Source organism: Micromonospora sp. NPDC005215 (genome assembly GCF_040607915.1).
Taxonomy (GTDB): domain Bacteria; phylum Actinomycetota; class Actinomycetes; order Mycobacteriales; family Micromonosporaceae; genus Micromonospora.
In genome coordinates, this window is record NZ_JBEXHQ010000003.1 from 94,297 (window position 1) to 119,085 (window position 24,789).

18 protein-coding genes are annotated in these 24,789 nt (G+C 72.5%); 10 read left to right on the forward strand and 8 right to left on the reverse strand.

The genetic code is table 11. From position 1 onward, the window contains the following. The first annotated feature begins 2 nt into the window (after positions 1-2). A complete protein-coding gene (locus tag ABZU25_RS04030) occupies positions 3-1,373 on the forward strand; it encodes a cystathionine beta-synthase (RefSeq protein ID WP_355027833.1) in 1,371 nt (456 codons plus the stop codon). Between the two features lie 186 nt (positions 1,374-1,559). Here ABZU25_RS04030 and ABZU25_RS04035 read toward each other — a convergent pair whose 3' ends face one another. The 4 genes from ABZU25_RS04035 to ABZU25_RS04050 all read right to left on the reverse strand — a co-directional run bounded on the left by ABZU25_RS04035 (position 1,560) and on the right by ABZU25_RS04050 (position 4,522). Further along, the gene (locus tag ABZU25_RS04035; protein ID WP_355027834.1) at positions 1,560-2,069 is read right to left on the reverse strand and encodes a GNAT family N-acetyltransferase; all 510 of its coding nucleotides are present in this window, start codon (positions 2,067-2,069) and stop codon (positions 1,560-1,562) included. Beyond that, positions 2,066-2,995 carry a ribonuclease Z gene (locus tag ABZU25_RS04040; RefSeq protein ID WP_355027835.1) on the reverse strand — a complete coding sequence of 310 codons (930 nt, stop codon included), beginning with the start codon at positions 2,993-2,995 and terminating at the stop codon, positions 2,066-2,068. The genes ABZU25_RS04035 and ABZU25_RS04040 overlap by 4 nt, the downstream gene beginning before the upstream one ends. Before the next feature lie 366 nt (positions 2,996-3,361). Then, positions 3,362-4,024, reverse strand: coding sequence for a peptide-methionine (S)-S-oxide reductase MsrA (gene msrA / locus ABZU25_RS04045; RefSeq protein ID WP_355027836.1), 663 nt, complete (start codon positions 4,022-4,024; stop codon positions 3,362-3,364). A 75-nt stretch (positions 4,025-4,099) separates the two neighbouring features. Next, the gene (locus ABZU25_RS04050; protein ID WP_355027837.1) at positions 4,100-4,522 is read right to left on the reverse strand and encodes an HIT family protein; all 423 of its coding nucleotides are present in this window, start codon (positions 4,520-4,522) and stop codon (positions 4,100-4,102) included. Positions 4,523-4,623: 101 nt separating this feature from the next. On the opposite strand from ABZU25_RS04050, the gene ABZU25_RS04055 reads away from it, so the two are divergent. Genes ABZU25_RS04055 through ilvA form a run of 3 tightly spaced genes read left to right on the forward strand, consistent with a single transcriptional unit; the run spans position 4,624 to position 8,441 of the window. Beyond that, the gene (locus tag ABZU25_RS04055) at positions 4,624-5,766 is read left to right on the forward strand and encodes a cystathionine gamma-synthase (RefSeq protein WP_355027838.1); all 1,143 of its coding nucleotides are present in this window, start codon (positions 4,624-4,626) and stop codon (positions 5,764-5,766) included. Between the two features lie 12 nt (positions 5,767-5,778). Beyond that, entirely contained in the window at positions 5,779-7,224 is a 1,446-nt protein-coding gene (locus ABZU25_RS04060; RefSeq protein ID WP_355027839.1) for an amidase, read from the forward strand. Next, positions 7,221-8,441 carry a threonine ammonia-lyase gene (ilvA, locus tag ABZU25_RS04065; RefSeq protein ID WP_355027840.1) on the forward strand — a complete coding sequence of 407 codons (1,221 nt, stop codon included), beginning with the start codon at positions 7,221-7,223 and terminating at the stop codon, positions 8,439-8,441. Before ABZU25_RS04060 ends, ilvA begins: the two co-directional genes overlap by 4 nt. A gap of 60 nt (positions 8,442-8,501) precedes the next feature. Here ilvA and greA read toward each other — a convergent pair whose 3' ends face one another. Beyond that, entirely contained in the window at positions 8,502-8,999 is a 498-nt protein-coding gene (gene greA, locus ABZU25_RS04070) for a transcription elongation factor GreA (protein WP_139584162.1), read from the reverse strand. Between the two features lie 157 nt (positions 9,000-9,156). Further along, the gene (locus ABZU25_RS04075; protein WP_355027996.1) at positions 9,157-9,597 is read right to left on the reverse strand and encodes a DUF4307 domain-containing protein; all 441 of its coding nucleotides are present in this window, start codon (positions 9,595-9,597) and stop codon (positions 9,157-9,159) included. 202 nt (positions 9,598-9,799) lie between these two features. Here ABZU25_RS04075 and mca point away from each other — a divergent pair, with 202 nt between their 5' ends. The 6 genes from mca (at position 9,800) to purE (ending at position 17,692) form a co-directional block, all read left to right on the forward strand. Further along, a complete protein-coding gene (gene mca / locus ABZU25_RS04080; RefSeq protein WP_355027841.1) occupies positions 9,800-10,681 on the forward strand; it encodes a mycothiol conjugate amidase Mca in 882 nt (293 codons plus the stop codon). A 48-nt stretch (positions 10,682-10,729) separates the two neighbouring features. Then, a complete protein-coding gene (locus ABZU25_RS04085) occupies positions 10,730-11,023 on the forward strand; it encodes a hypothetical protein (RefSeq protein WP_355027842.1) in 294 nt (97 codons plus the stop codon). 178 nt (positions 11,024-11,201) lie between these two features. Next, positions 11,202-13,733 carry a bifunctional diguanylate cyclase/phosphodiesterase gene (locus ABZU25_RS04090; protein ID WP_355027843.1) on the forward strand — a complete coding sequence of 844 codons (2,532 nt, stop codon included), beginning with the start codon at positions 11,202-11,204 and terminating at the stop codon, positions 13,731-13,733. 107 nt (positions 13,734-13,840) lie between these two features. Then, entirely contained in the window at positions 13,841-15,877 is a 2,037-nt protein-coding gene (locus tag ABZU25_RS04095) for a thioredoxin domain-containing protein (RefSeq protein WP_355027844.1), read from the forward strand. A gap of 121 nt (positions 15,878-15,998) precedes the next feature. Then, positions 15,999-17,174 carry a 5-(carboxyamino)imidazole ribonucleotide synthase gene (locus ABZU25_RS04100; protein ID WP_355027845.1) on the forward strand — a complete coding sequence of 392 codons (1,176 nt, stop codon included), beginning with the start codon at positions 15,999-16,001 and terminating at the stop codon, positions 17,172-17,174. 26 nt (positions 17,175-17,200) lie between these two features. Next, the gene (gene purE / locus ABZU25_RS04105; RefSeq protein ID WP_355027997.1) at positions 17,201-17,692 is read left to right on the forward strand and encodes a 5-(carboxyamino)imidazole ribonucleotide mutase; all 492 of its coding nucleotides are present in this window, start codon (positions 17,201-17,203) and stop codon (positions 17,690-17,692) included. A gap of 458 nt (positions 17,693-18,150) precedes the next feature. On the opposite strand, the gene ABZU25_RS04110 is transcribed toward purE, so the two are convergent. Beyond that, complete coding sequence (locus tag ABZU25_RS04110) at positions 18,151-23,043, reverse strand: permease (protein WP_355027846.1); 4,893 nt, start codon at positions 23,041-23,043, stop codon at positions 18,151-18,153. Between the two features lie 148 nt (positions 23,044-23,191). Beyond that, on the reverse strand, positions 23,192-24,619 hold the full coding sequence (locus tag ABZU25_RS04115; protein ID WP_355027847.1) for a UDP-glucose/GDP-mannose dehydrogenase family protein: 1,428 nt from the start codon (positions 24,617-24,619) through the stop codon (positions 23,192-23,194). Between the last annotated feature and the right edge of the window lie 170 nt (positions 24,620-24,789).

A 24,789-nucleotide genomic window follows, 5' to 3' on the forward strand; every position in this document is an offset into this window, starting at 1 on the left:
CCGTGCAGTTCTACGACAATGTCGTCGACATGATCGGCAACACCCCGCTGGTGCGTCTGCGTAACGTCACAGCGGGCATCCAGGCCACCGTGCTGGCCAAGGTGGAGTACGTCAACCCGGGCGGCTCGGTCAAGGACCGGATCGCGCTGCGGATGGTGGAGGACGCGGAGGCCGCCGGCCTGCTCCGGCCCGGCGGCACCATCGTCGAGCCGACCAGCGGCAACACCGGTGTCGGGCTGGCCCTGGTGGCCCAGCTCAAGGGCTACAAGTGCGTGTTCGTCTGCCCCGACAAGGTCAGCCAGGACAAGCAGGACGTGCTCCGGGCGTACGGCGCCGAGGTGGTGGTGTGTCCGACCGCTGTCGCCCCGGAGGACCCGCGGTCGTACTACAACGTCTCCGACCGGCTGACCCGCGAGATTCCCGGTGCCTGGAAGCCCAACCAGTACAGCAACCCGGCCAACCCGCGCTCGCACTACGAGACCACCGGCCCGGAGTTGTGGAAGCAGACCGAGGGCGGGCTCACCCACTTCGTGACGGGCGTCGGCACCGGCGGCACCATCTCCGGCATCGGCCGGTACCTGAAGGAGGCCTCCGAGGGTCGGGTGCGCATCATCGGGGCCGACCCGGAGGGTTCGGTCTACTCCGGCGGCACCGGCCGTCCCTACCTGGTGGAGGGCGTCGGCGAGGACTTCTGGCCGGAGACGTACGACCAGGGTGTCGCCGACGAGATCGTCGAGGTCTCCGACAAGGCGTCCTTCGAGATGACCCGGCGGTTGGCCCGCGAGGAGGGGCTGCTGGTCGGCGGTTCCTGCGGGATGGCGGTGGTCGCCGCGCTGGAGGTCGCCCGCCGGGCCGGCCCGGACGACGTGGTGGTGGTGCTGCTGCCGGACGGCGGCCGGGGCTACCTTTCCAAGATCTTCAACGACTCGTGGATGGCCCGGTACGGCTTCCTCGACAACTCCGGCGCCGAGCCGACGGTGGCCGACGCGCTGGCCAGCAAGCCGGGCGGCCTGCCCGAGCTGGTGCACGTGCACCCCACCGAGACGGTTCGCGACGCCATCGACTACATGCGCGAGTACGGCGTCTCGCAGCTGCCGGTGCTCAAGGCCGAGCCGCCGGTGGTGACCGGTGAGGTGGCCGGCTCGATCGCCGAGCGGGACCTGCTCGACGCGCTCTTCACCGGTCAGGCCCACCTGCACGACACCATCGAGCGGCACATGGGCGACCCGCTGCCGATGATCGGTGGCGGTCAGCCGGTGAGCGAGGCGGTGGGCCTGCTGGAGAAGTCCGACGCCGCCCTGGTCCTCGTCGACGGAAAGCCGAAGGGCGTCCTCACCCGGCAGGACCTCCTGGCCCACCTGGGCGCCCACTAGACGAGCGAGTCCTGACCCTGGCTGGGGCTGTGGGCGCGGCCGGCGGTGACCGTCGGTCACCTCCGTGGGGGGCGGATGCCGTAGTGAGCGGTATACCTCAGAGTCATATTCATACCTCTGAGGTATACCGCTCAACAGCACATCGGCATGGCGGGCCAGCGTCGGTCTGCTGCCGGGCCGGGCAGTTCAGAGGGGGCGGGTGTAGCGGACCTGCGGGGTGAGGGCAGTGCCGATGTGCTCCTCGCGCTCCACGCCCGTCGATGTCCAGCCGCCGCGTTCGTAGAAGGCGCGGGCACGCGCGTTTTCCCGCAGCACCCAGAGCACGGCACGCCGCCAGCCACGGACCCGCATGGCCTCCAACGTGTCCACCATGAGCGTCCGGCCGGTGCCCCGGCCCTGCTCGGCCGGGTCGAGATGAATCGCGTTGAGCAGCCCGGTCCCCGGATCGTCCTCGTCGTCCGGACCCAGGTAACTGAACCCGACAAGCGTCCCGGCCCGCTCGGCCACTGTCAGCCGGTGGTTGTCCCGCTCCCAGCGCCACCGCTCCGCCCAGTACCGCCCCATCGCCTCCGGCGTCGGGTCGGCCAACGCCTCGGCCGGCAGGAAGGCGGAGTACGCGGCAACCCGGGAGCGCTGGTGCAGGGCCCCCACCGCCATCATGTCGGCAGCGGTCGCGGGGCGGAGCGTGACGGTCACCCGGCCGAGGCTACCCGGCGGGGTGGGAGCTGCACCGTGGTCAGATCCTCGGCGATGATCAGGTCACCGTCGAAGTGCGCGCGGGCCTCGTCGTGGAACCGGCGCGGGTCGGAGTAGCGCTGCGAGAAGTGGGTGAGCACGAGCCGGCGTACCCCGGACTCGGTCGCCACCCGGGCGGCCTGCGCCGCGGTCAGGTGGCCGACCTCGGCGGCGAGCGCGGCCTCCGACTCCAGGAAGGTCGACTCGATGACCAGCAGGTCGGCGTGCTCGGCGAGGGCGTACACCCCGTCGCAGAGGCCGGTGTCCATCACGAACGCGAACCGTTGACCCGGCCGGGGGACGCTCACCTCGTCGCGGGTGACGCGACGCCCGTCGAGGTCCAGGTGGCCGACGCGGATCAGCTCGCCGACGGCCGGCCCGCTGATGCCGTACGCGGCCAGCTGCTCGGGCAGCATCCGGTGGCCGTCCGGCTCGACCAGCCGATAGCCGTACGTCTCGATGGGATGCCGCAGCCGGCGTGCCTCCAGCGTGCCGCAGCTCAGGGTGATCCGCTGCCCGTCCTCCTCGATGGGGGTGACCCGCAACTCGGCGGTCTCGTAGAAGGAGGTGGCATGCCGCAGCCGGGCGAAGTATTCGGCACCGCCCGCCGGGAAGTGCACGGCGACCGGGTGCGGAACCCGGTCCAGGGAGAGCCGCTGGATGGTGCCGGGCAGGCCGAGGCAGTGGTCACCGTGGAAGTGGGTGATACAGATGCGGGTCAGGTCGGTGGCCGTGACCGTGGTGTGCAGGAGTTGGCGCTGGCTGCCCTCGCCCGGGTCGAAGAGGATCACCTCGTCGTCCCAGCGCAGCGCGTACCCGTTGTGGTTGCGCTGACGGGTCGGCGCCTGGCTGGCCGTTCCGAGGATCACCAGCTCGCGCATGGACATCGCCGCTCCCCCGGATATGGAGCGACCCCCGGGGCGCTCCGCGCTGGTGCGCGGGCCGGCTGGACTTGGCCGGCACCCCGGGGGTCGGGTGGCTGTCGTGGATTCGCCGCACCGCTGCCACACGGTCTCGACGATGGTGCTGGTGCCCGCCTTGCGGCGGACCGATCACTGTCGAGGACAGCGGCTAGCTGACAGCCACCTCACGAGTCCGATTGCTATACAAGTCTGGACCACCTCCCTTCACGTGTACGGCCACGTTATCGAGTTCTCACCGGGGTCGGCAACGGATTTCGATCACACGGTCAGATGGGAATGCCCGGCCGCCTCATCGGCGGCCGGGCAGCACGCGTGTGCGGGTGGCGGTGGTCAGCCGGCGACCCGCGCCACGCCGACCGGGCAGCTCAGCCCGTTCGGGCCGTGGTTGCAGTACCCGTTCGGGTTCTTGGTCGGCGCCAGGTACTGCTGGTGGTAGTCCTCGGCGAAGTAGTAGCTGCCGAGCGGAGCGATCTCGGTGGTGATCTCACCCTTGCCGGCCCGCGTCACGATCGGCTGGAACGCGTCCCGGGACGACTCCGCGATGGCCCGCTGCTCGTCGGTGGTCGTGTAGACCGCCGACCGGTACTGGGAGCCCACGTCGTTGCCCTGGCGCATGCCCTGGGTCGGGTCGTGGTTCTCCCAGAAGACCTTCAGCAGGTCCTCATAGGTGATCTTGCTGGGGTCGTATACCACCTGGACGACCTCGGCGTGCCCGGTCCGGCCGGAACACGTCTCCTCGTACGTCGGGTTCCTGGTGATGCCACCCGCGTAACCGGCGGAGGTGGTGTAGACCCCCGGCAGCGTCCAGAACAGTCGCTCGGCTCCCCAGAAGCAGCCCATGCCGAAGACCGCGACCTGCAGGCCCTCCGGGAATGGGCCCTTCAGCGGGGTGCCCAGCACCTCGTGGCGGTCGGCGACCGGCATGGCGATCGGACGGCCCGGTAGGGCCTGATCGGGCGAAACCATCTCAGCGTTCATACGGCGCAAAAACACGTGGGGATCTCCTCTCGTACCTCTCCCAGCGTGTAACACCGGTGGGTCCACCTTCCTTACCCGCGCCGGTGTGAGTCAGGCCCCGCCCGGGAGTGCGGCGGCAACGCGGTCCGCGTAGGTCCGGGCCTCGGCGTCGTCCTCGTAGCGGGTACGTGGCCAGAAGAAGCCGCGCAGCCCGTCGCCTCTGGTCCGTGGAACCACATGGGTGTGCAGGTGCGGGACGGACTGGGACACCTTGTTGTTCATCGCCACGAACGTCCCACCGGCGCCCAGGCCGGTCTCCACGGCCACCGCCAGGCGCTGGACCAGCGCGAAGTAGCCGGGCAGCAGGTCTGCCGGTAACTGAGCCAGGGTCACCAGGTGGACTCGGGGCACCACCAGCACGTGCCCCCTGAACACCGGCCGGGTGTCCAGGAACGCCACCCCGTCCGGGGTGTCGGCGACCCGGAACGCCGGCACCTCGCCCGCCACGATCCCGCAGAACACGCACCCACTCATCGGGCCAGGCTATGCCGGGGGTCCCGGATCGCAGGGCGTCGCCTCGGCGGGAGCGCGGGTTCCGTTCCAGCCCTCTCCGACGGGGCACTAGCCTCACCAGAATGACCCACGGCTTCGAGACGCTCGCCATCCACGCCGGTCAGGACCCTGAGGCGCGGACCGGTGCGGTGATTCCACCGATCTACCAGACCAGCACGTACGCCCAGGACGCCGTCGGCGCGCCCCGGCTCGGCTACGAGTACAGCCGCTCCGGCAACCCGACCCGGGACGCGCTCCAGGAGTGCCTGGCAGCGCTGGAGGGCGGGCCGGTGGGGCTCGCCTTCGCCAGTGGTCTGGCGGCGGAGGACGCGCTGCTGCGGGCCGTCTGCCAGCCGGGCGACCACGTGGTGATCCCGGACGACGCGTACGGCGGCACGTACCGGCTGTTCGCCCGGGTCGCCCAGCGCTGGGGCCTGGAGTTCACCCCGGCGAAGGTCTCCGACCCGGCGGCGATCCGGGCGGCCGTGCAGCCCGGCCGCACGAAGATCGTCTGGCTGGAGACGCCGACCAACCCGCTGCTGGGCATCGCCGACATCGCCGCGCTGGCCGCCGTGGCACACGACGCGGGCGCGCTGCTGGTGGTGGACAACACCTTCGCCTCGCCGTACCTGCAACAGCCGATCGCCTTCGGCGCGGACGTGGTGGTGCACTCGACCACCAAGTACATCGGCGGGCACTCCGACGTGGTCGGTGGTGCGCTGGTCGTTGCGGACGCCGCGCTCGGCGAGGATTTGCGTTACCACCAGAACGCGATGGGCGCGATCAACGGCCCCTTCGACGCCTGGCTCACCCTGCGCGGCATCAAGACCCTCGGGGTACGCATGGATCGGCACTGCGACAACGCCGAGCGGCTCGCCGCGTACCTCGACGGGCACGCCAAGGTGGCCCAGGTGCTCTACCCCGGGCTGCCGTCGCACCCCGGTCACGAGGTCGCCGCCAAGCAGATGCGCCGGTTCGGCGGCATGATCTCGTTCCGTGCCGCCGGTGGTGAGGAGCACGCGGTGGACATCTGCAACCGCGCCAAGCTCTTCGTGCTCGCCGAGTCGCTGGGTGGCGTGGAATCCCTGATCGAGCACCCGGGTCGGATGACACACGCAAGTGCTGCCGGCTCGCCGCTTGAAGTTCCCGGCGATCTCGTGCGACTGTCTGTCGGCATCGAGACGGTCGACGACCTACTCGCCGATCTGGAGCAGGCGCTGGGCTGACCGCTGGGGAGGATGGCCGTGCAGGACATCATGGCGACCTGGGTCGGGGCGACCGCCAAGCAGATCGCCCGGGGCGTACGCCGGGGTGACGTGTCGGCCACCCAGGTCGTCGCCGACCACCTTGAGTACATCGCCCGTGCCGACGGTGAGCTGGCCGCGTTCCGCGCCGTCCGCGGCGGCGAGGCGATCACCGAGGCGGAGAAGGTCGACGAGCAGGAGGACCTCGCCAACCTGCCACTGGCCGGGGTGCCGGTGGCAGTCAAGGAGAACACTCCGGTCGCCGGGTTGCCCACCTGGAACGGGTCGGCGGCGGCACGCAGCGACGTCGCGGAGGCCGACCACGAGGTGGTGCGCCGGTTACGCGGCGCCGGCGCGGTGATCCTCGGTGTGACCCGGATGCCGGAGTTGGGGCTCTGGGCGGTCACCGACGACGAGAACGCGGTGACCCGCAATCCGTGGGACAGCACGCGTACCCCCGGCGGGTCCTCCGGTGGCGCGGCCGCCGCGGTGGCCGCCGGGCTGGTGCCGATCGCGCACGCCAACGACGGCCTCGGCTCGATCCGGGTCCCGGCGGCCTGTTGCGGGCTGGTCGGGCTCAAGCCGGGTCGGGGCGTGGTCCCCTGCCAGCTCGGCGCGGACGACTGGTTCGGCCTCACCGAGCACGGCATGTTGACAAGCACCGTCGCCGACGCGGCGGTGGGCTTCTCGGTGCTCGCCGGCCGGCGTCCCGAGAAGCTGGTTCCGCCGCAACGGTTGCGGGTGGGTGTCTCGCTGCGCTCGCCGGTGCGGGGTGTCGCACCGGACGCGCCCAACCGGGACGCGGTCGCCGCCGCCGGTCGGCTCCTCGCCGCCGCCGGGCACGACACGGTGCCGGCCGATCCGGTCTACCCCACCGCGCTGAGCCTGCAGGGCATCGCCACCTGGCTCGCCGCCGCCGCCGCCGACGTGCGGGCCGCCGGGTTGGACCGCCGGGGCCTGCAACGGCGTACCCGGCGGCACGTCGCGTTGGGCGAGTGGGCGCACCGTCGCGGCTACGTGCGGGAGGCGGACCGGGCCGCGTGGCGGCAACGATCTGTCGACTTCTTCACCGACCACTCGGTCGACCTGCTGCTCACCCCGGCGTTGGCCAGCGCGCCACCGGAGGCGGCACGCTGGTCCGACCGGTCCTGGCGGGCGAACATGACAGCCAACATCCGGTACGCCCCGTACGCCGCGCCGTGGAACATCGCCGGTCTGCCGGCGATCGTGGTGCCGGTCGGCCGCCGCCCGGACGGTCTGCCGGTCGCCGTGCAGATCGTCGGCCCGCCGGGCTCGGAGCTGCTGCTGCTCGGTGTGGCCGGCCAGTTCGAGATGGCCGCGCCGTGGGCGCGGCACGCCCCCGGCTACCCCCGGGTCGGAACGGGGAGGCCGGTGTCGCCGCAGAGGGCTCCGGAGCTGGGTGGCACGATCGGGGCATGACGGAACTGGTCGGTCTCGACGACGTGCGGGCTGCACGGCAACTGCTCGCCGGTGTCATCCGGACCACCCCGCTGGAGCCCTCCCGTCCGCTCAGCGCGGCACTGGGCGGGCCGACCTGGCTCAAGTGCGAGAACCTGCAGCGCGCCGGCTCCTACAAGGTGCGCGGCGCGTACGTGCGGATCTCCCGGTTGTCGGCGGCGGAGCGGGAGCGGGGCGTGGTCGCGGCGAGCGCGGGCAACCACGCGCAGGGCGTGGCCCTCGCCGCGGGCCTGGTGGGCACGCACGCCACCGTCTTCATGCCGGTCAACGCGCCGCTGCCGAAGGTGGCCGCCACCAAGGGGTACGGCGCGCAGGTCGAGTTCGCCGGCAACACTGTCGACGAGTCACTGATCGCCGCGCACACCTACGCCGAGCGAACCGGGGCCGTGCTGATCCACCCGTTCGACCACCCGGACGTGATCGCCGGCCAGGGCACTGTGGCGCTGGAGATCCTCGAACAGTGCCCGGACGTCAAGACGATCATCACCGGGGTCGGTGGTGGCGGCCTCATCTCGGGGATGGCGGTCGCCGCGAAGGCGCTGCGACCGGACGTCCGGATCGTCGGCGTCCAGGCGGCCGGTGCTGCGGCGTTTCCTCCCTCGCTGGTGGCCGGGGAGCCGGTCCGTCTGCCGGCGTTCTTCACCATTGCCGACGGCATCGCTGTCGGTCGGCCCGGGGAGATCACCTTCAACCACGTGCGCAAGCTCGTCGACGAGATCGTCACGGTCTCCGAGGAGGACATCTCCCGGGCCCTGTTGATGCTGCTGGAGCGCGGCAAGCAGGTGGTCGAGCCGGCCGGGGCGGTCGGCGTCGCCGCGCTGCTGGCCGGTGTGGTCGAGGTGGAGACGCCGGTGGTCGCGGTGCTCTCCGGTGGCAACATCGACCCGCTGCTGATGCTCCGGGTGATCGAGCACGGTCTGGCCGCCGCGGGCCGCTACCTGCGGGTGACGGTGCGCTGCTCGGACCGGCCGGGACAACTCGCGTCGCTGCTCAGTCAGATCGCCGAGCACCGGGCCAACGTGGTGGACGTGGAGCACCAGCGCGCCAACCCGCACCTCAGTCTCGGCGAGGTGGAGGTGGCGCTGTCGGTGGAGACCCGGGGCGTCGAGCATTCGGACACGCTGATCAGCGCGCTGCGGGCCAGCGGCTACCAGGTGGTCTTCGCCGCCGAGGCGTGACACCGGTGGGGTGCCACGCCTCGGGGCGGTGCGTCTGGGCCTGCGGTGGAGCCGGCGACGTCAGCCGGAGAAGGGCTCGAAGCTGACCACTGTCACCTTGATGTCGGCGCCGCTGGGTGCCGTGTAGGTGCAGGTCTGCCCGGGCCGACCACCCAGGATCGCCTTGCCGAGCGCGGACTCGGGGCTGTAGACGGTCAGGTCGGTGGTGGCCGCGATCTCCCGCGAGCCGAGCAGGAAGGTCTCGGTGTCGTCGGTGTCGTCGTCGAAGTAGATCGTCACGACCATGCCGGGCGACACCGCGTCCGCGGTCGGCGCCTCGCCGACCTTCGCGGTGCGCAGCAGCTCCTGCAGGTAGCGGATGCGTCCCTCGGCCTTGCCCTGCTCCTCGCGGGCGGCGTGGTAGCCGCCGTTCTCCCGCAGGTCGCCCTCCTCGCGCCGAGCGTTGATCTCGGCGGCGATCGCCGGACGGTTGGCGATGTGCTCGTCGAGCTCGGCCTGGAGGCGGTCGTACGCGTCCTGGGACAGCCAGGTGGCGGGCGCCTCGTTGCCAGTGGACACAGGCGTTCTCCTCAGTTGTGCGTGGCTGGCTGACAGGTGAATTACCAAGTTACCAGTGCGGTACGACACAGCGTGTCGGCCAATACCGCCGGTGTCCGGATCCGACACCCCGGGGTAGGCGCCCTCCGAGGCCTGTCGGTGCGGCTGTTGTGGCAGGTCAGGCCGGGGGTCGGCAGCGCAGGACCTCGCCGATGAACGGCCGCGCGGTGGTGGTCAGGCGGTGCCGGCTCGTGACGTGCCGGTCGCCCGGCCGGGCGGTGACGGTGATCTGGTCACGGGCCACCTCGGTGCCCGCGCGGTCCCGGGCGCGCAGCACGCAGACCGCCGAGCCGCCCGCCGGCACTGTCACCCGAAAGTCGACAAGCACCTGGGTGTCCGTGATGTCGGTGTAAGTGATCACCTGGGCGTCGTAGACCGGGTCGCCGTACTGGCGGTAGAGCCGCACCGAGATCACGGTCAGCGTCGCCACGAGCGCCAGCAGCACCAGCGCGGCGAGCAGGTTGCGACGGCGCTCGCCGCCAGGTGCCCGGCGACGGCCGTAGCGTCCGGCGGGAAAAACCGGAGCGCCGGGTGAAATTGTGGCGTGCGTCTCGGTCACCGGCGGGTATCTCCTGGCGTTGTTGTCGGCGGCATCGGCAAGAATGACAGAGTCCATCCTCCCACCCGGTCCAGCGGCAGGAATGGCAGGTCATGCCCTGCGGTGCTGGCCGGCGACAGGGTGCGGTGAGCAACGATCCCGGCAGGTCAGCCGGTCGAGCCCGGTCGGGTCCACCGGCCGGCACAGACGAGGAGTGCCGAAGTTGGCAGAGCAGCTGCGACTCATGGCCGTGCACGCGCACCCGGACGACGAGTCGAGCAAGGGTGCGGCGACCATGGCCAAGTACGTCGCCGAGGGCGTTGAGGTCCTGGTCGTGACGTGCACCGGCGGGGAGCGCGGCAGCGTGCTCAACCCCAAGCTCGACCGTCCCGACGTCTGGGCCAACATCGGCGAGATCCGCCGCGCCGAGATGGACGCTGCCCGGGCGATCCTCGGCGTCGAGCAGGCCTGGCTCGGCTTCGTCGACTCCGGGCTGCCCGAGGGCGACCCGCTGCCGCCGCTGCCTGAGGGCTGCTTCGGCCTGCAGGACGTCGAGGTGGCCGCCGGCCCACTGGTGCGGCTGATGCGCGAGTTCCGTCCGCACGTGGTGACCACGTACGACGAGGAGGGCGGCTACCCGCACCCGGACCACATCATGTGCCACAAGGTGAGCATGGCCGCGTTCGAGGCCGCCGGTGACCCGGAGCGCTACCCGGAGCTGGGCGCGCCCTGGCAGCCGCTGAAGCTCTACTACGACATCGGCTTCTCCAAGGCCAAGATCATGGCGCTGCACGAGGGCATGCTGGCCGCGGGCAAGGAGTCGCCCTACGAGGAGTGGCTCCAGCGCTGGGAGGACCGGCCCGACAAGGGCCCACGGATCACCACTCGGGTGGAGTGCTCCGAGTTCTTCCCGGTCCGCGACGACGCGCTGCGCGCCCACGCCACCCAGGTCGACCCGGACGGCTTCTGGTTCCACGTGCCGATGGAGTTGCAGCGCCGCGCCTGGCCAACCGAGGACTTCGAGCTGGCCCGATCAATGGTCGACAGCCCGCTGCCCGAGTCCGATCTCTTCGCGGGGGTGCGGGAGACGGCGCACGCACGCTGATTCCGGGCAGAGCTACCCTGGTTACCAACCGCACATCGGAGGAACGCCATGCTGACCACTGCTCAGGTGCTCGCGGAGAACAACTTCGGAGACACCCGCACGGGTGGTCTGGCCGGGCCGATGGGCCTCTTCCTCATCCTGCTGCTGGCCGCCGCGACCATTCTGCTGATCCGCAACATGAACGCTCGGCTGCGCCGCCTGCCGGACCGGTTCCCGCAGCAGGCGAGGCCGGCCGACCCGACCAGGGCCGACGCTTCAGTCGTCGATCCGACAGACGGGGCCGGGGGGCATGATTCATCCACCGCCGGTCCCAATGGGCACCAGCAGCACCGGAACGGGTAGCCAGCACGTGAATCACGCCGAACCGGGTGGTCGCCCCCTGTTGCGACCACCCGGTTTGGCTTAGCCTTCCGCCGGGGGACCAAAAGTCTCCGAGCCGTGTGCGGGAGGGGGCGCCGATGACCAGCACAGCACCGGCCGCCCGCCGTATCGTCGGTCGGTCGGCTGACGGGGGAGGTCGATGACCTCCGGTCCGGCCGGCGACTCGTTCGACCGGCTCGGGGTGCGGGGCACACCGGGCCGCCTGCTCGTGCTCACCGCCGCCGTCACCCTGACCGCCCTGGTCGCCTCCGTGGTCGGGTTGACCCTTCCCGCCAGGCTGCCGGCCGACGATCCCCTCGGCGGGCCGGCCCGATTCGGCATCGCGGTCGCCGTCCTCGCTCTCGCCCAGCTCGCTCGGCTGCGGTTCCGGTCGACCGCGGGCATGGTCAGCATCACCTGGGGCGAGGCGGCGTTGATCGTCTGCCTTCATCTGACGCCAGCCGGCTGGCTGCCGCTCGCCACGCTGCTCGGCACCGGTTTGGCCTGGACCATGCTCTCCCTGCACACCGACCGCCGTCCCGCCCTGGAGATCGTCCGGATCGCCGCGTCGCTGGCCGCCGCGACGGCACTGGCCGTCTCCGTGGCCACCGCGCTCGGACGGCCGCTGCTCGCCCGGCCCACCCCGATGCTGGCGTTGGCCGTGATCGCCGGGTCGGTGACCTACCTCCTGGTGACCGCCTGGCTGGGTGGGGTGACGCTGGGCCTGCGGCACGGGCTGCCGATCGGGCCACCGCTGCTCGCCGCGCTGCGCGGCAAGCTGCTGATGTTCGTCGGCAACGTCGCGGTCGGCCTCGTGGTCGTCGCCCTGCTGAAACTCGACCCACGGTGGTTGCTGTTGCTCCCGCCGCTGCTGTGGCTGCTGCAACAGACCTACCGCTACCGGCTGCGCTCCGATCAGGAGCATCGCACCTGGCGAGCGTTCGCCGAAGCCACCGCGGCCCTCAACCAGCTCGACGAACGAGGTGTGGCCAGTGCGGCGGTCACCGGGGCGCTGACGCTGTTCAACGCCGAACTGGTGGACGTCGACGTGGCTCGGACCGACGGCCGGTGGCACCGGTACCGGGGCGACGCCACCGGCCAGTTCGTCGACCGGGAGACGGACCCACCGGACCGGTCCGAGCCCGACGAGCACGAGCTGAGCCGGGCACTGTCGGTCGGTGCCGCTCCGGTCGGCCGGCTGCGGGTCCGGTTCCCCCGCTCTGCCCCACCCAACGCCCGGGAACGCGACGCGGTGGCCGCGTTCGGTGACGCGCTCGCCGCCGCGCTGCACGACGCCGCGACCCATCGGGAACTGCGGCTGGTCACCGCTCGTTCGTCGTACGAGGCGGTGCACGACCCGCTCACCGGGCTGGCGAACCGGGCGGCGATGCTCGGCAAGGGCGACCAGTCGCTGCGACAACTCGCGCACGATCACCCGGTGGCGCTGCTGCTGCTGGACATCAACCAGTTCAAGGAAGTCAACGACACCCTCGGTCACGCCGCCGGCGACCAGCTGCTGCGACTGACCGCGAACCGGCTCAGCGCGCTGGCCCGCCCCGGCGACCTGCTCGGCCGTCTCGGCGGCGACGAGTTCGCGCTGCTGCTCACCGCGGTGCCGGTGCTCGGCGACCGGGCCGCCCCGATGGCCCACGCCCTGCGTCAGGCCCGCGAGATCGCCGAACGACTGGCCGCGCCGACCGAGGTGGCCGGCGTACGGATGTCGATCGAGGTCTCCGTCGGGGTGGTGGTGGCCGACGCCGGCACCGCCGACCTGACCGAGCTGCTGCGTCGGGCCGACATCGCCATGTACCAGGCCAAGGAGGGCGGCGGCAACGTCGCCGCGTACGACGGCACCCGTGACGCGGCCAGCACCGATCAGCTGGCCCTGCTGGCCGAGCTACGCGAGGCGCTGAAGGTCGACGACCAGCTGGTGCTGGCGTTGCAACCGGCTGTCGACCTGGCCACCGGTGCGCCCACCGGGGTGGAGGCGCTGATCCGCTGGCAGCATCCCCGGCGCGGGTGGCTGAGTCCGGCCGACTTCATCCGACCTGTGGAAAACAGTGAGCAGCTCGGCACCTTCACCCGCTACGTGCTGGACAAGGCCCTCGGCGTGGCCGCCGGTTGGGCGCGGGAGGGGCTCGACGTCCCGATCTCGGTCAACCTGTCGGCGCGCAGCCTGCTCGACCCCCGGTTGCCGGCGGAGATCGCCGAGGCGCTGCGCCGCCATCAGGTGCCACCGCGCCGGCTCGTCCTGGAGATCACCGAGACGGTGGTGATGAGTGAGCTGGAGATCATCGACGAGGTGCTGGCCACCCTCCGGTCGATGGGCGTGCAGCTCGCCGTCGACGACTTCGGCACCGGCTTCTCGTCGCTGACGTTCCTCACCCGGATCGCGGTGGACGAGCTGAAGGTGGACCGCTCGTTCGTGATCCGGATGGCGGACTCGCCGGAGGCCGCCGCGATCGTCCGGACCACAGTGGGGCTCGCCCACGAGCTGGGGCTGCGCGTGGTCGCCGAAGGGGTGGAGACCGCCGAGCAGCGGCTGGCCCTGGCGGAGCTGGGTTGCACCTCCGCGCAGGGCTACCACTTCTTCAAGCCGATGCCGGCCGACAAGATCGGCGCGGTGCTCGGGTCGCTGCGCGACTCGGCGGAGTCGAACGTGTTCCGACTGCGCGCCGACGGCGCCTCCTGACCGTTCCCGGCTCAGCGGTCCCCGACGCTGCCCATGCGGGCGACCGGGCAGCGGACCGTCCGGTGGAGCCCGCGCGGTAAGCGCCGGGGCTGGTTATGGTCGTGTGCGTGAACCGACTCGTCGACGCCACCAGCCCGTACCTGCTCCAGCACGCCGACAACCCGGTCGACTGGTGGCCCTGGACCGACGAGGCGTTCGCCGAGGCGAAACGGCGGGACGTTCCGGTGCTCATCTCGGTGGGCTACGCGGCCTGCCACTGGTGTCACGTGATGGCCCACGAGTCGTTCGAGAACGAGCAGGTCGCCGCCCTGTTGAACGACAACTTCGTGTCGATCAAGGTGGATCGTGAGGAGCGCCCGGACGTGGACGCGGTCTACATGACCGCCACCCAGGCGATGACCGGCCAGGGCGGCTGGCCGATGACCGTCATCGCCGCCCCGGACGGCACGCCGTTCTTCTGCGGCACCTACTTCCCGCGACCGAACTTCCTCCAGCTGCTCCAGTCGGTCACCACCGCGTGGCGGGAGCAGCGCGAGGCGGTGGTGCGCCAGGGCGCCGCCGTGGTCGAGGCGATCGGTGGCGCGCAGGCCGTGGGTGGCCCCACCGCCCCGCTGGACGCGCCGCTGCTCGACGCCGCGGCCGGCAGGCTGGCCAGTGAGTACGACGCGACGAACGGCGGTTTCGGTGGCGCCCCGAAGTTCCCACCGCACATGAACCTGCTCTTCCTGCTGCGTCACCACCAGCGCACCGGCGACCCGCGCAGCCTGGAGATCACCCGGCACACCGCCGAGGCCATGGCCCGTGGTGGCATCTACGACCAGCTCGCCGGCGGCTTCGCCCGCTACTCGGTGGACGCGCACTGGACGGTGCCGCACTTCGAGAAGATGCTCTACGACAACGCGTTGCTGCTGCGGCTCTACACCCAGCTGTGGCGGCTCACCGGTGATCCGCTGGCCCGCCGGGTGGCGCGGGACACCGCCCGCTTCCTCGCCGACGAGTTGCACCGGCCGGGGGAGGGCTTCGCGTCCGCGCTGGACGCCGACACCGAGGGCGTCGAGGGGCTCACCTACGCCTGGACACCGGCACAGCTCGTCGAGGCGCTGGGCGAGGAGGACGGCCGGTTCGCCGCCGACCTGTTCACGGTGACCGACGACGGCACCTTCGAGCACGGCATGAGCGTGCTCAGGCTCGCCCGGGACGTCGACGACGCCGCCCCCGAGGTCCGGGCCCGCTGGCAGCAGGTGGTCGGGCGACTGCTCACCGCCCGGGACACCCGCCCCCAGCCGGCCCGCGACGACAAGGTGGTGGCCGCCTGGAACGGCCTCGCGATCACCGCCATCGTCGAGTTCCTCCAGGTGGCCGCGTTGTACGCGGCTCCGCGCGACGAGGACACCAACCTGATGGACGGCGTGACCATCGTCGCCGAGGGTGCGATGCGCGACGCCGCCGAGCTCCTGGCCACCGTGCACCTGGTGGACGGCCGGCTGCGCCGGGTCTCCCGGGACGGCAGGGTCGGCGAGCCGGCCGGCGTCCTGGAGGACTACGGCTGTGTGGCCGAGGCGTTCTGCGCGTTGCACCAGCTCACCGGGGAGGGTCGCTGGCTCGCGCTGGCCGGCGAGCTGCTGGACACCGCGTTGGCGCGCTTCGCCGCGCCCGGTGGCGCCTTCTACGACACCGCCGACGACGCCGAACGGCTTGTCGCCCGGCCCGCTGACCCGACCGACAACGCCACCCCGTCCGGCCGGTCGGCGTTGATCGCCGCTCTGGTGGCGTACTCGGCGCTGACCGGGGAGACGCGCTACCGGGAGGCCGCCGAGGCGGCGCTCGCCACTGTCGCGCCGATCGTCGGGCAGCACCCCCGGTTCACCGGGTACGCGGCCATGGTCGGTGAGGCGTTGCTCTCCGGGCCGTACGAGATCGCCGTGGTGACCGACGACCCGGCGGGCGATCCCCTGGTGGCCGCGGCCCGACGGCACGCCCCGCCCGGGGCGGTGGTCGTCGCCGGGCAACCCGACCAGCCCGGGGTGCCGCTGCTCGCGGACCGTCCGCTGGTCGACGGCCGGTCCGCCGCGTACGTCTGCCGGGGGTTCGTCTGCCAGCGGCCGGTCACCTCCGTCGAGGAGCTGGTCGCCGAGCTGGGCTGAGCGCATCGCCACGCCCGGTAGTTGCTCGCGCTCCGGGCACCGGGCGTGGCCCGGCCGGCGGCGGCATGGTCGCCGGCCCTCCGGGCAGGCCTGTCGGCGGCCCGGATAGGCTGGCCGCGCTATGGATTCCCGTACCGGTTTGCCTGCTGTCGGCATGGTGGGTGGCGGCCAGTTGGCCCGGATGACCCACCAGGCCGCGATCGCCCTCGGCCAGTCACTGCGTGTGCTCGCGACCGCCCCCGACGACGGCGCGGCGCTTGTCGCCGCCGACGTCCAGTACGGCGATCACACCGACCTGGCCGCCCTACGCACCTTCGCCAAGGGCTGCGACGTCGTCACCTTCGACCACGAGCACGTGCCCTCGGAGCACATCCGCACGCTGGCGGCGGAAGGGGTGACCCTCTATCCGCCGGCGGACGCGCTGCTGCACGCCCAGGACAAGCAGGTCATGCGGGAACGCCTGACCGAGCTGGGTGCGCCCAACCCGGTGTGGCGTCCCGTCGGCGAGCCCGCCGACCTTGTTGGTTTCGGCGAGCAGGTCGGCTGGCCGGTGGTGCTCAAGGCGGCGCGCGGTGGCTACGACGGCCGGGGCGTCTGGATGGTCGACGACGCCACCCAGGCCACCGAGTTGGCAGCCACGCTGCTCGCCGGCGGCACCCGGCTGATCGTCGAGGAGCGGGTGCCGTTGCGCCGGGAGTTGGCTGTGCAGGTCGCCCGGTCGCCGTTCGGTCAGGTGGCCGCGTACCCGGTGGTGGAGACGGTGCAGCGGGACGGCATCAACGTGGAGGTGCTGGCCCCGGCGCCCGGCCTGGACGAGGAGTTGGCGGTCTCCGCCCAGCAACTCGCCATCGACCTGGCCACCGCGCTCGGGGTGATCGGTCTGCTGGCGGTGGAGCTGTTCGAGGTGCGCGACGAGTCGGGCCGGCCGGCGATCGTGGTCAACGAGCTGGCGATGCGCCCGCACAACTCCGGGCACTGGACCATCGAGGGTGCCCGGACCTCGCAGTTCGAGCAGCACCTGCGGGCGGTGCTGGACTACCCGATGGGCGACACCTCGCTGACCGCGCCGGTGGTGGTGATGGCGAACGTGCTGGGCGGCGAGCCGGGCGGCATGTCGATCGACGAGCGGCTGCACCACCTCTTCGCCGCCGAGCCGGGTGCCAAGGTGCACCTCTACGGCAAGCAGGTGCGGCCCGGCCGGAAGGTCGGGCACGTCACGGTGCTCGGCGAGGACCTGGACGACGTACGGGCGCGCGCCGCGAAGGCCGCCCGCTGGCTGCGCGAGGGGCACGAGTGACCCCCTCGGTCGAGAAGGAGACCCCGGTGAGCACTGTCGGGTTGATCATGGGCAGCGACTCGGACTGGCCGACCATGCGAGCCGCCGCCGAGGTGTTTGACGACTTCGGCGTGGCGTACGAGGTGCGGGTGATCTCGGCGCACCGCACTCCGGTCGCAATGATCGAGTACGGCCGCGACGCCGCCGACCGGGGCCTGCGGGTGATCATCGCCGGGGCTGGTGGTGCCGCCGCGCTGCCGGGCATGGTCGCCTCGGTGACGCCGCTGCCGGTGATCGGTGTGCCGGTGCCGCTGAAGCACCTCGACGGCATGGACTCGTTGCTGTCCATCGTGCAGATGCCGGCCGGGATCCCGGTCGCCACCGTGTCGATCGGCAACGCCCGCAACGCCGGCCTGCTGGCCGTACGGATCCTCGGTGCCTCCGACGAGGGGTTGCGCGCCAAGATGGCGGCCTATCAGCGGGACCTGGAGACGTTGGTCGCCACCAAGGAAGCCGCCCTCCAGGAAACCCTCCGGTAACGCACCGGCCCCGCCGGTCCGGCGTGCGCCAGCAGCACCAGGAGTTCCCTCCGCATCTCTCAGGCAGGTGGAAGAGCGGCGAGGGTTTCCTAGACGAGTAATTCCTAACCCTGGCCGGCGGCCGGCGGTGACCGTCGGTCACCTCCGTGGGGGCGGATGCGATAGTGAGCGGTATACCTCAGAGTCATATTCATACCTCTGAGGTATACCGCTCACCAGCACATCGAGATGGCGGGCAGCCAACGCGGACGGCGAGCGCCCTTCGCCGCGTCCGCAGCCCCGCTCCCCGGGTGAGGACCTACCCGTCTAGAGGCGCTGCTCCGATATGTGCGGCGGGCCACCGCGATATCGATCTCACGGTAGGTCTCGTCGGTCAGATGTTCCCTCAAAGATCACTGAGCGGACCCTGCCCAACTGCTCCGACCCAGGAGTCGGAGCTGGCGGCGTCGCCTCCGGTCTCATCTCATGCCGCGTAGGGCGGTCTGTAGGCGTTCCTGAGCCCGGCGTCGGCGCTCGTTGCTCGCGCCGAGCACGAGGAGCAGGATGCCCACCGGGATGAGCGCCAGCCACGGGCCGAGGCTGACCAGCGCGTGGATCGCGGCGATCGCGGTGACCGACGCGCCGACGATCACCGGTGCCTGCTGTCGACTGGACGAGCCGAAGATCAATACCGCGACCGCGCCGAGTAGCAGCAGCATCTGCCGCACCGTGCTGGACTCGGTGGCCAGCACGATGGCCAGCGTCGGCACGAAGGCGGTGACCAGCGCCGGCCCGTACGCCACCCAACTGCTCAGGTCCGGTCGGTGGCGCAGTTCCAGGACCCCGACGAGCAGGGCCAGCGCGGCGAACGGCAGCGTGTACGCCTCGGGCAGCGCCACGTCGGCGACCCGCATCAGGATCCACCAGGCGGTGATCTCGCAGACCACCACGGCCCAGAACAGGATCCGGCGTTCCACCGGCCGGCGGCCGGGCCGGGTCGCCGCCACGCCGAGGACCGCACCCCAGGCGGCCAGCAGGGCGGCGATGTGTCGGGGCGAGTCGAAGGCGAGGGCCAACGCGATAAGCGCGGCGGCGTATCCGGTCCATTCCACAGTGGACGCTTCCCGCTGCGCCTCGGGGCGGCGGAGCCGGGGCAGGGTCGCGGCGAGCACCTGTAGGACGGCCCCGACCGCGAGCACCCCGAACGCGGACCAGACCGCGGCCAGCCCGGCGACCAGGCCGGCGGTGAGAACGAAGAGCTGCGCCATGAGTGAGGCGAAGAGCCAACCGAGGATGCGCGCCCGCTGGGTGGTGCCGAACAGCGCCCCCACGGCGCCCACCCCGACACCGCTGCCCAGGGTGAACAGGGTCAGCTGCCGGTCGGCGAGGCTGCCCGCGAGCCCGGCGCTGCCACCGGCCAGACCGATGGCGAACACCAGCACCCGGGCCAGCCGCAGCGAGCGGGCCCGCTCGGCCAGCGGCGGCGGTGGGGTCAGCGCGAGCCCGAGCATCGCGATGGTGAAGACGGCGAGCGCGGCGGCGGTGCTGGCGGGCCAGCCCCAGCCCAACGCGATGGGTGCGATCAGCAGGGTGACGGCTGCCCCGGGTAGCACCACCGGCACGGCCCGGGACCGCCGCCCGCCGCTGAACCCGGTGGCGGCCAGCGCGGCGGTCGCGGTGAGCAGCAGCGCCGTCAGCACGTGCGTCGGATTGACCACGTCCGAAGGTGGGGTGAGCAGCTCCGGCGGCGGGCCCTGCCAGATCCGGGTCAGGGTGCGGTGCGGCTCGACCAGTGCCGCGACCAGCGCCGGTGCGATCGAGGCGAGGGCCAGGGCGGTCGGTAGGGCCGCCGCGGCCAGTGCGCCCGCAGCCGGGTTGACCCGCCACCGGCGTCGCTCCGGGTCGTCCGGCAGTCGCCGGAGCGCGCCGTCGAGCCGTACCGCCCAGCGCCGGACCGGCTGGGCCGAGCCGGTGGGCGGCACGGTGGCCGCTCGGATCAGCTCGGCCAGCACACCGAGCAGGGCGGCGGCGGCCGCGTAGACACCCGCGGGGAGGCCGGTGGGGATGGCGGCCAGGGCGCTGATGCTGGCCCCGCCGACCACCGCGACGCTGACCCAGGGCAGATATTGCGGCACCTGCCGGCGGACCGCTGCCACGGCGGCCAGGCCGAGGCTGGACGCGGCCAGCGCGGCGGTCAGCACCACCTGCGCCGAGTTCTCGAATTCGGCGGCCAGTGCCGCCACCGCGCCGGGCAGGGCCAGCAGCGCGGCACCGATCGCCGCGCCACCGATCTGCACCAGGTGTGGTGGCATCCCCTCGGTGTCGATGTCGGCCACCTGTGGGCCGGCCAGGACGCGTGCCAGCGCCGCCACCACCACGCCGATCAGCGCGATGCTGCCCAGGGCCAGCGCCGTCGTCCAGGGCCGGACCAGGCCGGCTCCGGCGGCGTGCAGCGCGACCACCCCGGCCACTGTCGCCCGGGACAGCCCGGCGCGCGCCTCCTCGCTGGCCACCGCGGCCATCCCGTACATGGTGGCGACCATTCCGCCGACCAAAACCGGCGACCACCAGGCCAGATCGAACGCGGCCGGCGCGCCGATCGTGGCGAGCACCACGGCCCCGCCGGACACGTCCCACCGCCAGGGCGGCGGGAGCAGGATGCCGGCGGCGAGGGCCAACAGCGCCAGCGCGACAGGCGCCTGCCAGGTGGCCCCACCGACGGGCGAGGCCGGCCAGCCGCTCAGGTCGCCCTGCCAGATCGGGCCGGGGGTGGCCAGCACGCCGACCCCACCGCGCACCGCCGACCAGCCGGCGAGTACGCCGATGAGGAGACCGCCGGCGGCGAGGCCGAGGATCGGTCCGCGTCGCCACTCCTCCGGCATGGTGCGTGCTCCCACGGCGACCACCAGGACCAGGGCGGCGGCCATCGCCAACTGCCCGCCCGGGGCGAGCACCGCCCCGATCCGCACCAGCGTGGCGATCAGGGCGGTGGTGACCGCCGCGGCGGCCAGGTCCGAGCCGTCGAGGGTGAGGTCGGCGCGACGGCCGGCGTCGATGGATGGGGCCAGGAACAGCAGCACCGCGGCGACCAGCAGTAACGCGCCCACCCAGGCGTCGGCGACGGTCGCGCCGGGCGCTCCGAACGCGGCGGCGGTGACCAGCAACGCGCCCAGCCCGGTGCCGACCGACAGCGGTGCGGGGATGCGGCGCTGGGAGACCTGCACGACGGCGGCGTAGCCGAGGGTCACGCAGACCGCCAGGAAGCTGGCCGCCAGGACCGGAACTGTCACCTCCCGGAGGCTGGCCGGGGTGGGGGTCGGGTCGGTGGGCACGGTGGCGGCCACGAACGCGGCCACCGCCCCGGGCAGCGCGAACGCCGCACCTCCGGCGGCCCAGGCGGTGACCGTGTCGGAGGCGGCCGAGGCGATCCGGATCCGCGGCGCCAGAGCGACAAGCGTGCCGGCCGTGAACAGGGCGAGCAGGACCGCGGCGGTGAGTGCGGGGCGCGACAGGCTGGCACCGGCGCCGAGCAGGCCCACCACGGCCGCCCCGATGGCGTGCGCCGCCGCGGCTCGATCGGTGCGGGCGGAGAGCCCGATGACCCCGATGCCGATCGCCGTGATCACCATCGGCCAGGGTGCCGTGGCCCAACCGAGACCGAGCGAGGCCGGTACGGCGAGCGCGGTCAGCGCCGCGCCGGCGACCGCGAATTCCCGGCGGATCTCGGTGGGCAGGGCCAGCACCGCCGCGATGGTGAGCAGGAAGGCGGCAGCCGCGAGCTGCCAGGTGGTCGGCCCGACCGCGGCGGCCAGCTCGGCCGGATACCGGTCGAGGTCGGCACCCCAGGCGGGCAGTGCCGCCCGGAGCGGCGCCACCCCGGCGCGCAGCGCGCCTCCGGCGACCACCAGACCGCTGACGGTCAGCGCCACCGCCGAGGCGAGCTGCGGGCCACGTCGGGCCGCCTCGGGAACCGCGCGCACGGCCAGCCCGGTGACCGTGATGACCGCCGCGATCAGCAGCAGTGCCTGGCCCGGGAAGGCCACCGAGGCGATTCGACTCAGCGCCCCGATCACGGCCAGCGTGACGATGCCGGCCGCGACGTCGGGCAGCGGTGGGCGACGCAGCACCAGCGCGCCGGCCAGCCCGATCGCGGCGGCCAGCAGCAGCACCACCCCGGCGCCGGTCGCGGTCGGCACGGTCTGCGCCCGGAGCAGGGCGGTGACCGCGTACGCCAGGGCGAGCGCGACCGCCACCGCGTGCAGCAGCCAGGTCAGCGCGCCCAGCCCGGGAACCGGGCGGGCCGGCCGGGTGTCGGCGGAACCCGCGCTGGCGTCGATCAGCTCGGCGGCCTCCTCCGGGTCGCCCTCCGGCCGGGTCTCGGCGTTGCGCTGGCGGGGCGCCGACGTGCTGCCCGACGCTGGCCCGTCCTGCCGGACAGGGCGTTCCAGGGCCACGCCGGAGCGGGCCAGCCAGAGGTCGAGAAGAGCGACCAGGGCCAGCACCAGCGCCCAGCCGCCCGGTCCGGTGATCTGGTCGTACGCCAACAGCGGCAGCACCGGCTGCGCGGCGAGCACGGTGGCGAAGCGGGGTGCGCGCAGACCGGTCCAGCGGGCGTACCCGAGTGCGACAGCGGCGGTGACCGCGAAGAGCACCCCCGCGAAGACCGTGCCGGAGGTGCCGCCGCCGATCCGGTCCACGGCCCAGAGGGCGTTGCCGGCGAGCGGCACCAGCAGCAGGCCGACCGCGGCGATGGTCTCGGCGGTGGAGGTGAGCCCGCGCCGGGCCAGCGCCGGTGGGGCGAGCAGCATCAGCGCCGTGGCCAGGAGCAGGATGCCGAGCCGGGCCAGCGCGTCCATCGAGCTGGTGGCGACCGCGGCGAAGACCACAGCGGCCACCGCGAGCAGCAACGCGCCCAGCCCGAGCGGGATGTTCTGCACCTCCCGCGACGAGGCCTCCGGCGGGTGCGCCGGGTCGTCCGCGTCCAGCCAGCTTGGCCGCGGCGGAGGCGGCGGCGGGTCATCCGGGGCGGACGGGGCGCCCTGGCGGGGAACCCGGGGCGGCGCTGAAGCGGTGGCGGTCGATGGCCGCCGGCCAGGGCGGCGGCGCAGCACCCGGCGGGGCCGGGTGGCCTGCTTGAGTCGCTCCTCACCGGCGTGGGCGAGGATGTCCCGCTGGAAGAGCGCGGCCTGCATCTTCGCGGCGATCTGCCGCTGCTCGCGGGCGATGGCGGCGTCGCGCGCCTTCATCTCCGCGATCGAACGCTCGATGTCCGCTAGGTGCTCGGCCCACTGCGGCTGGTCGGCCCCGCAGTGTGGGCAGTGGACGGCCGGCTTGATCTCCCGGCCGCACGAGGAGCATTGAAAGTTCGCCACGACACCCCTCCACCCGCACTGTGGACTCCCACTGTCGCAGCATGCCCAAAGCTGGCCCGGATTTCGACTCTTGTCGGCGGGTCCGGGGCAAACAACGACACCGGCCGGCCATCGAGAAGCTCGATGACCGGCCGGCGGGGTGGTCCGATCAGGGGCGGCCCATGCCCCGGTAGTCCCAGCCGGCCTGGGTCCAGAGCGCCGAGTCGAGGCAGTTTCGGCCGTCGACCACCTTGCGACCGCTTACCAACTCGCCGAGCGCGACCGGGTCGGCGTTACGGAAGTCGGCCCACTCGGTGAGGACGCAGACCAGGTCGGCGCCGGTGACCGCCTCGTTGATGCCGGTCTCGTAGGTCAGCTCGGGCACCGCGCGGCGGGCGTTCTCGGTGCCCTGCGGGTCGTACACGTGCACCTCGGCGCCGGCCTTGTGCAGCAGCGCGGCGACGGCGAGCGCCGGAGCGTCGCGGACGTCGTCGGTGTTGGGCTTGAAGGTCGCACCGAGCACGGCGATCCGGGTGCCGGAGAAGTCCGGGCCGGCCGGACCGGAGCGACGCCCGAGCAGGTCCGAGGCGAGTTGCAGCACCCGGGTACGACGGCGCAGGTTGATCAGGTCGACCTCGTGCAGGAAGCGCAGCGCCTCGCCGGCGCCCAGCTCCTGGGCGCGGGCCTGGAAGGCCCGGATGTCCTTGGGCAGGCAGGCGCCGCCGAAGCCGAGGCCGGCCTGGAGGAACCGGTTGCCGATCCGTGGGTCGTAGCCGATCGCGCGGGCGAGTTGGGTGACGTCGCCACCGGAGGCCTCGCAGACCTCGGCCATCGCGTTGATGAAGGAGATCTTGGTGGCCAGGAAGGCGTTCGCGGCGACCTTGACCAGCTCGGCGGTGGCGAAGTCGGTGACCACCAGGGGCACCTCGCGGTCCTCGGTGGCGGCCAGGTCGAACACGCCCTTGTGCGCGGCGTAGAGCATGCCGTTGGCCCACTCGCTCTTCACGCCGACCACGATCCGGTTGGGGCGCAGGACGTCGTCGACGGCGAAGCCCTCCTGGAGGAACTCGGGGCTCCAGGCCACCTCGACGCCCAGGTCGTGGGGGGTGTGCTTGCCGACCAGCTGCTCCACCCAGTCGGCGGTGCCGACCGGCACGGTGGACTTGCCGACGATCAGGGCCTTACGGGTGAGGTGCTGCGCGAGGCTGGTGACCGACGCCTCGACGTACGACAGGTCGGCGCCCATCCCGTCGGCCCGCTGCGGGGTGCCGACGCAGATGAAGTGCACGTCACCGAAGTCGGCTGCCTCGGAGATGTCGGTGCTGAACCGGAGGCGGCCGGCGGCGAGGTTGCGCCGCAGCAGCTCATCCAGGCCGGGCTCGTGGATCGGCACCTGACCAGCGTTCAGCATCGCGATCTTGTCGGCGTCGACGTCGAATCCGAGCACGTCGTAGCCCAGTTCGGCGTAGCAGATGGCGTACGTCGCACCGAGGTAACCAGTCCCCAGGAACGTCACCCGCGGCCGAGGCGCGCCCGAGGGCGGTGTCACCGCGGCGATGGCGGGGGTCGGCTGGATGGTGGGGTAGGGGATCGTCACGCCTGTCTTCTCCGCTCGCGCTGGCGGCGCGTCGTCGCGTCGCATTCTGCTGCGGCGCCTGGCGGGGCACCGGAGGGGTGGCTCACTGTTGTCCTCCATCATTGCCCAGCGGCGTGGGTGCACCCTCATGCCCATACCTACGCGCCGGTAACATCACCTGAACTGCAGTC

Excerpts from the sequence above, each read along its gene's own strand:
- ABZU25_RS04040 (WP_355027835.1), bottom strand. The coding sequence starts at position 2,995 with ATGTCCATGCGCGAGCTGGTGATCCTCGGAACGGCCAGCCAGGCGCCG.
- ABZU25_RS04055 (WP_355027838.1), top strand. The coding sequence starts at position 4,624 with ATGACCCACGGCTTCGAGACGCTCGCCATCCACGCCGGTCAGGACCCT.
- ABZU25_RS04100 (WP_355027845.1), top strand. The coding sequence starts at position 15,999 with ATGGATTCCCGTACCGGTTTGCCTGCTGTCGGCATGGTGGGTGGCGGC.
- ABZU25_RS04090 (WP_355027843.1), top strand. The coding sequence starts at position 11,202 with ATGACCTCCGGTCCGGCCGGCGACTCGTTCGACCGGCTCGGGGTGCGG.
- ABZU25_RS04060 (WP_355027839.1), top strand. The coding sequence starts at position 5,779 with ATGGCCGTGCAGGACATCATGGCGACCTGGGTCGGGGCGACCGCCAAG.
- ilvA (WP_355027840.1), top strand. The coding sequence starts at position 7,221 with ATGACGGAACTGGTCGGTCTCGACGACGTGCGGGCTGCACGGCAACTG.
- ABZU25_RS04050 (WP_355027837.1), bottom strand. The coding sequence starts at position 4,522 with ATGAGTGGGTGCGTGTTCTGCGGGATCGTGGCGGGCGAGGTGCCGGCG.
- ABZU25_RS04085 (WP_355027842.1), top strand. The coding sequence starts at position 10,730 with ATGCTGACCACTGCTCAGGTGCTCGCGGAGAACAACTTCGGAGACACC.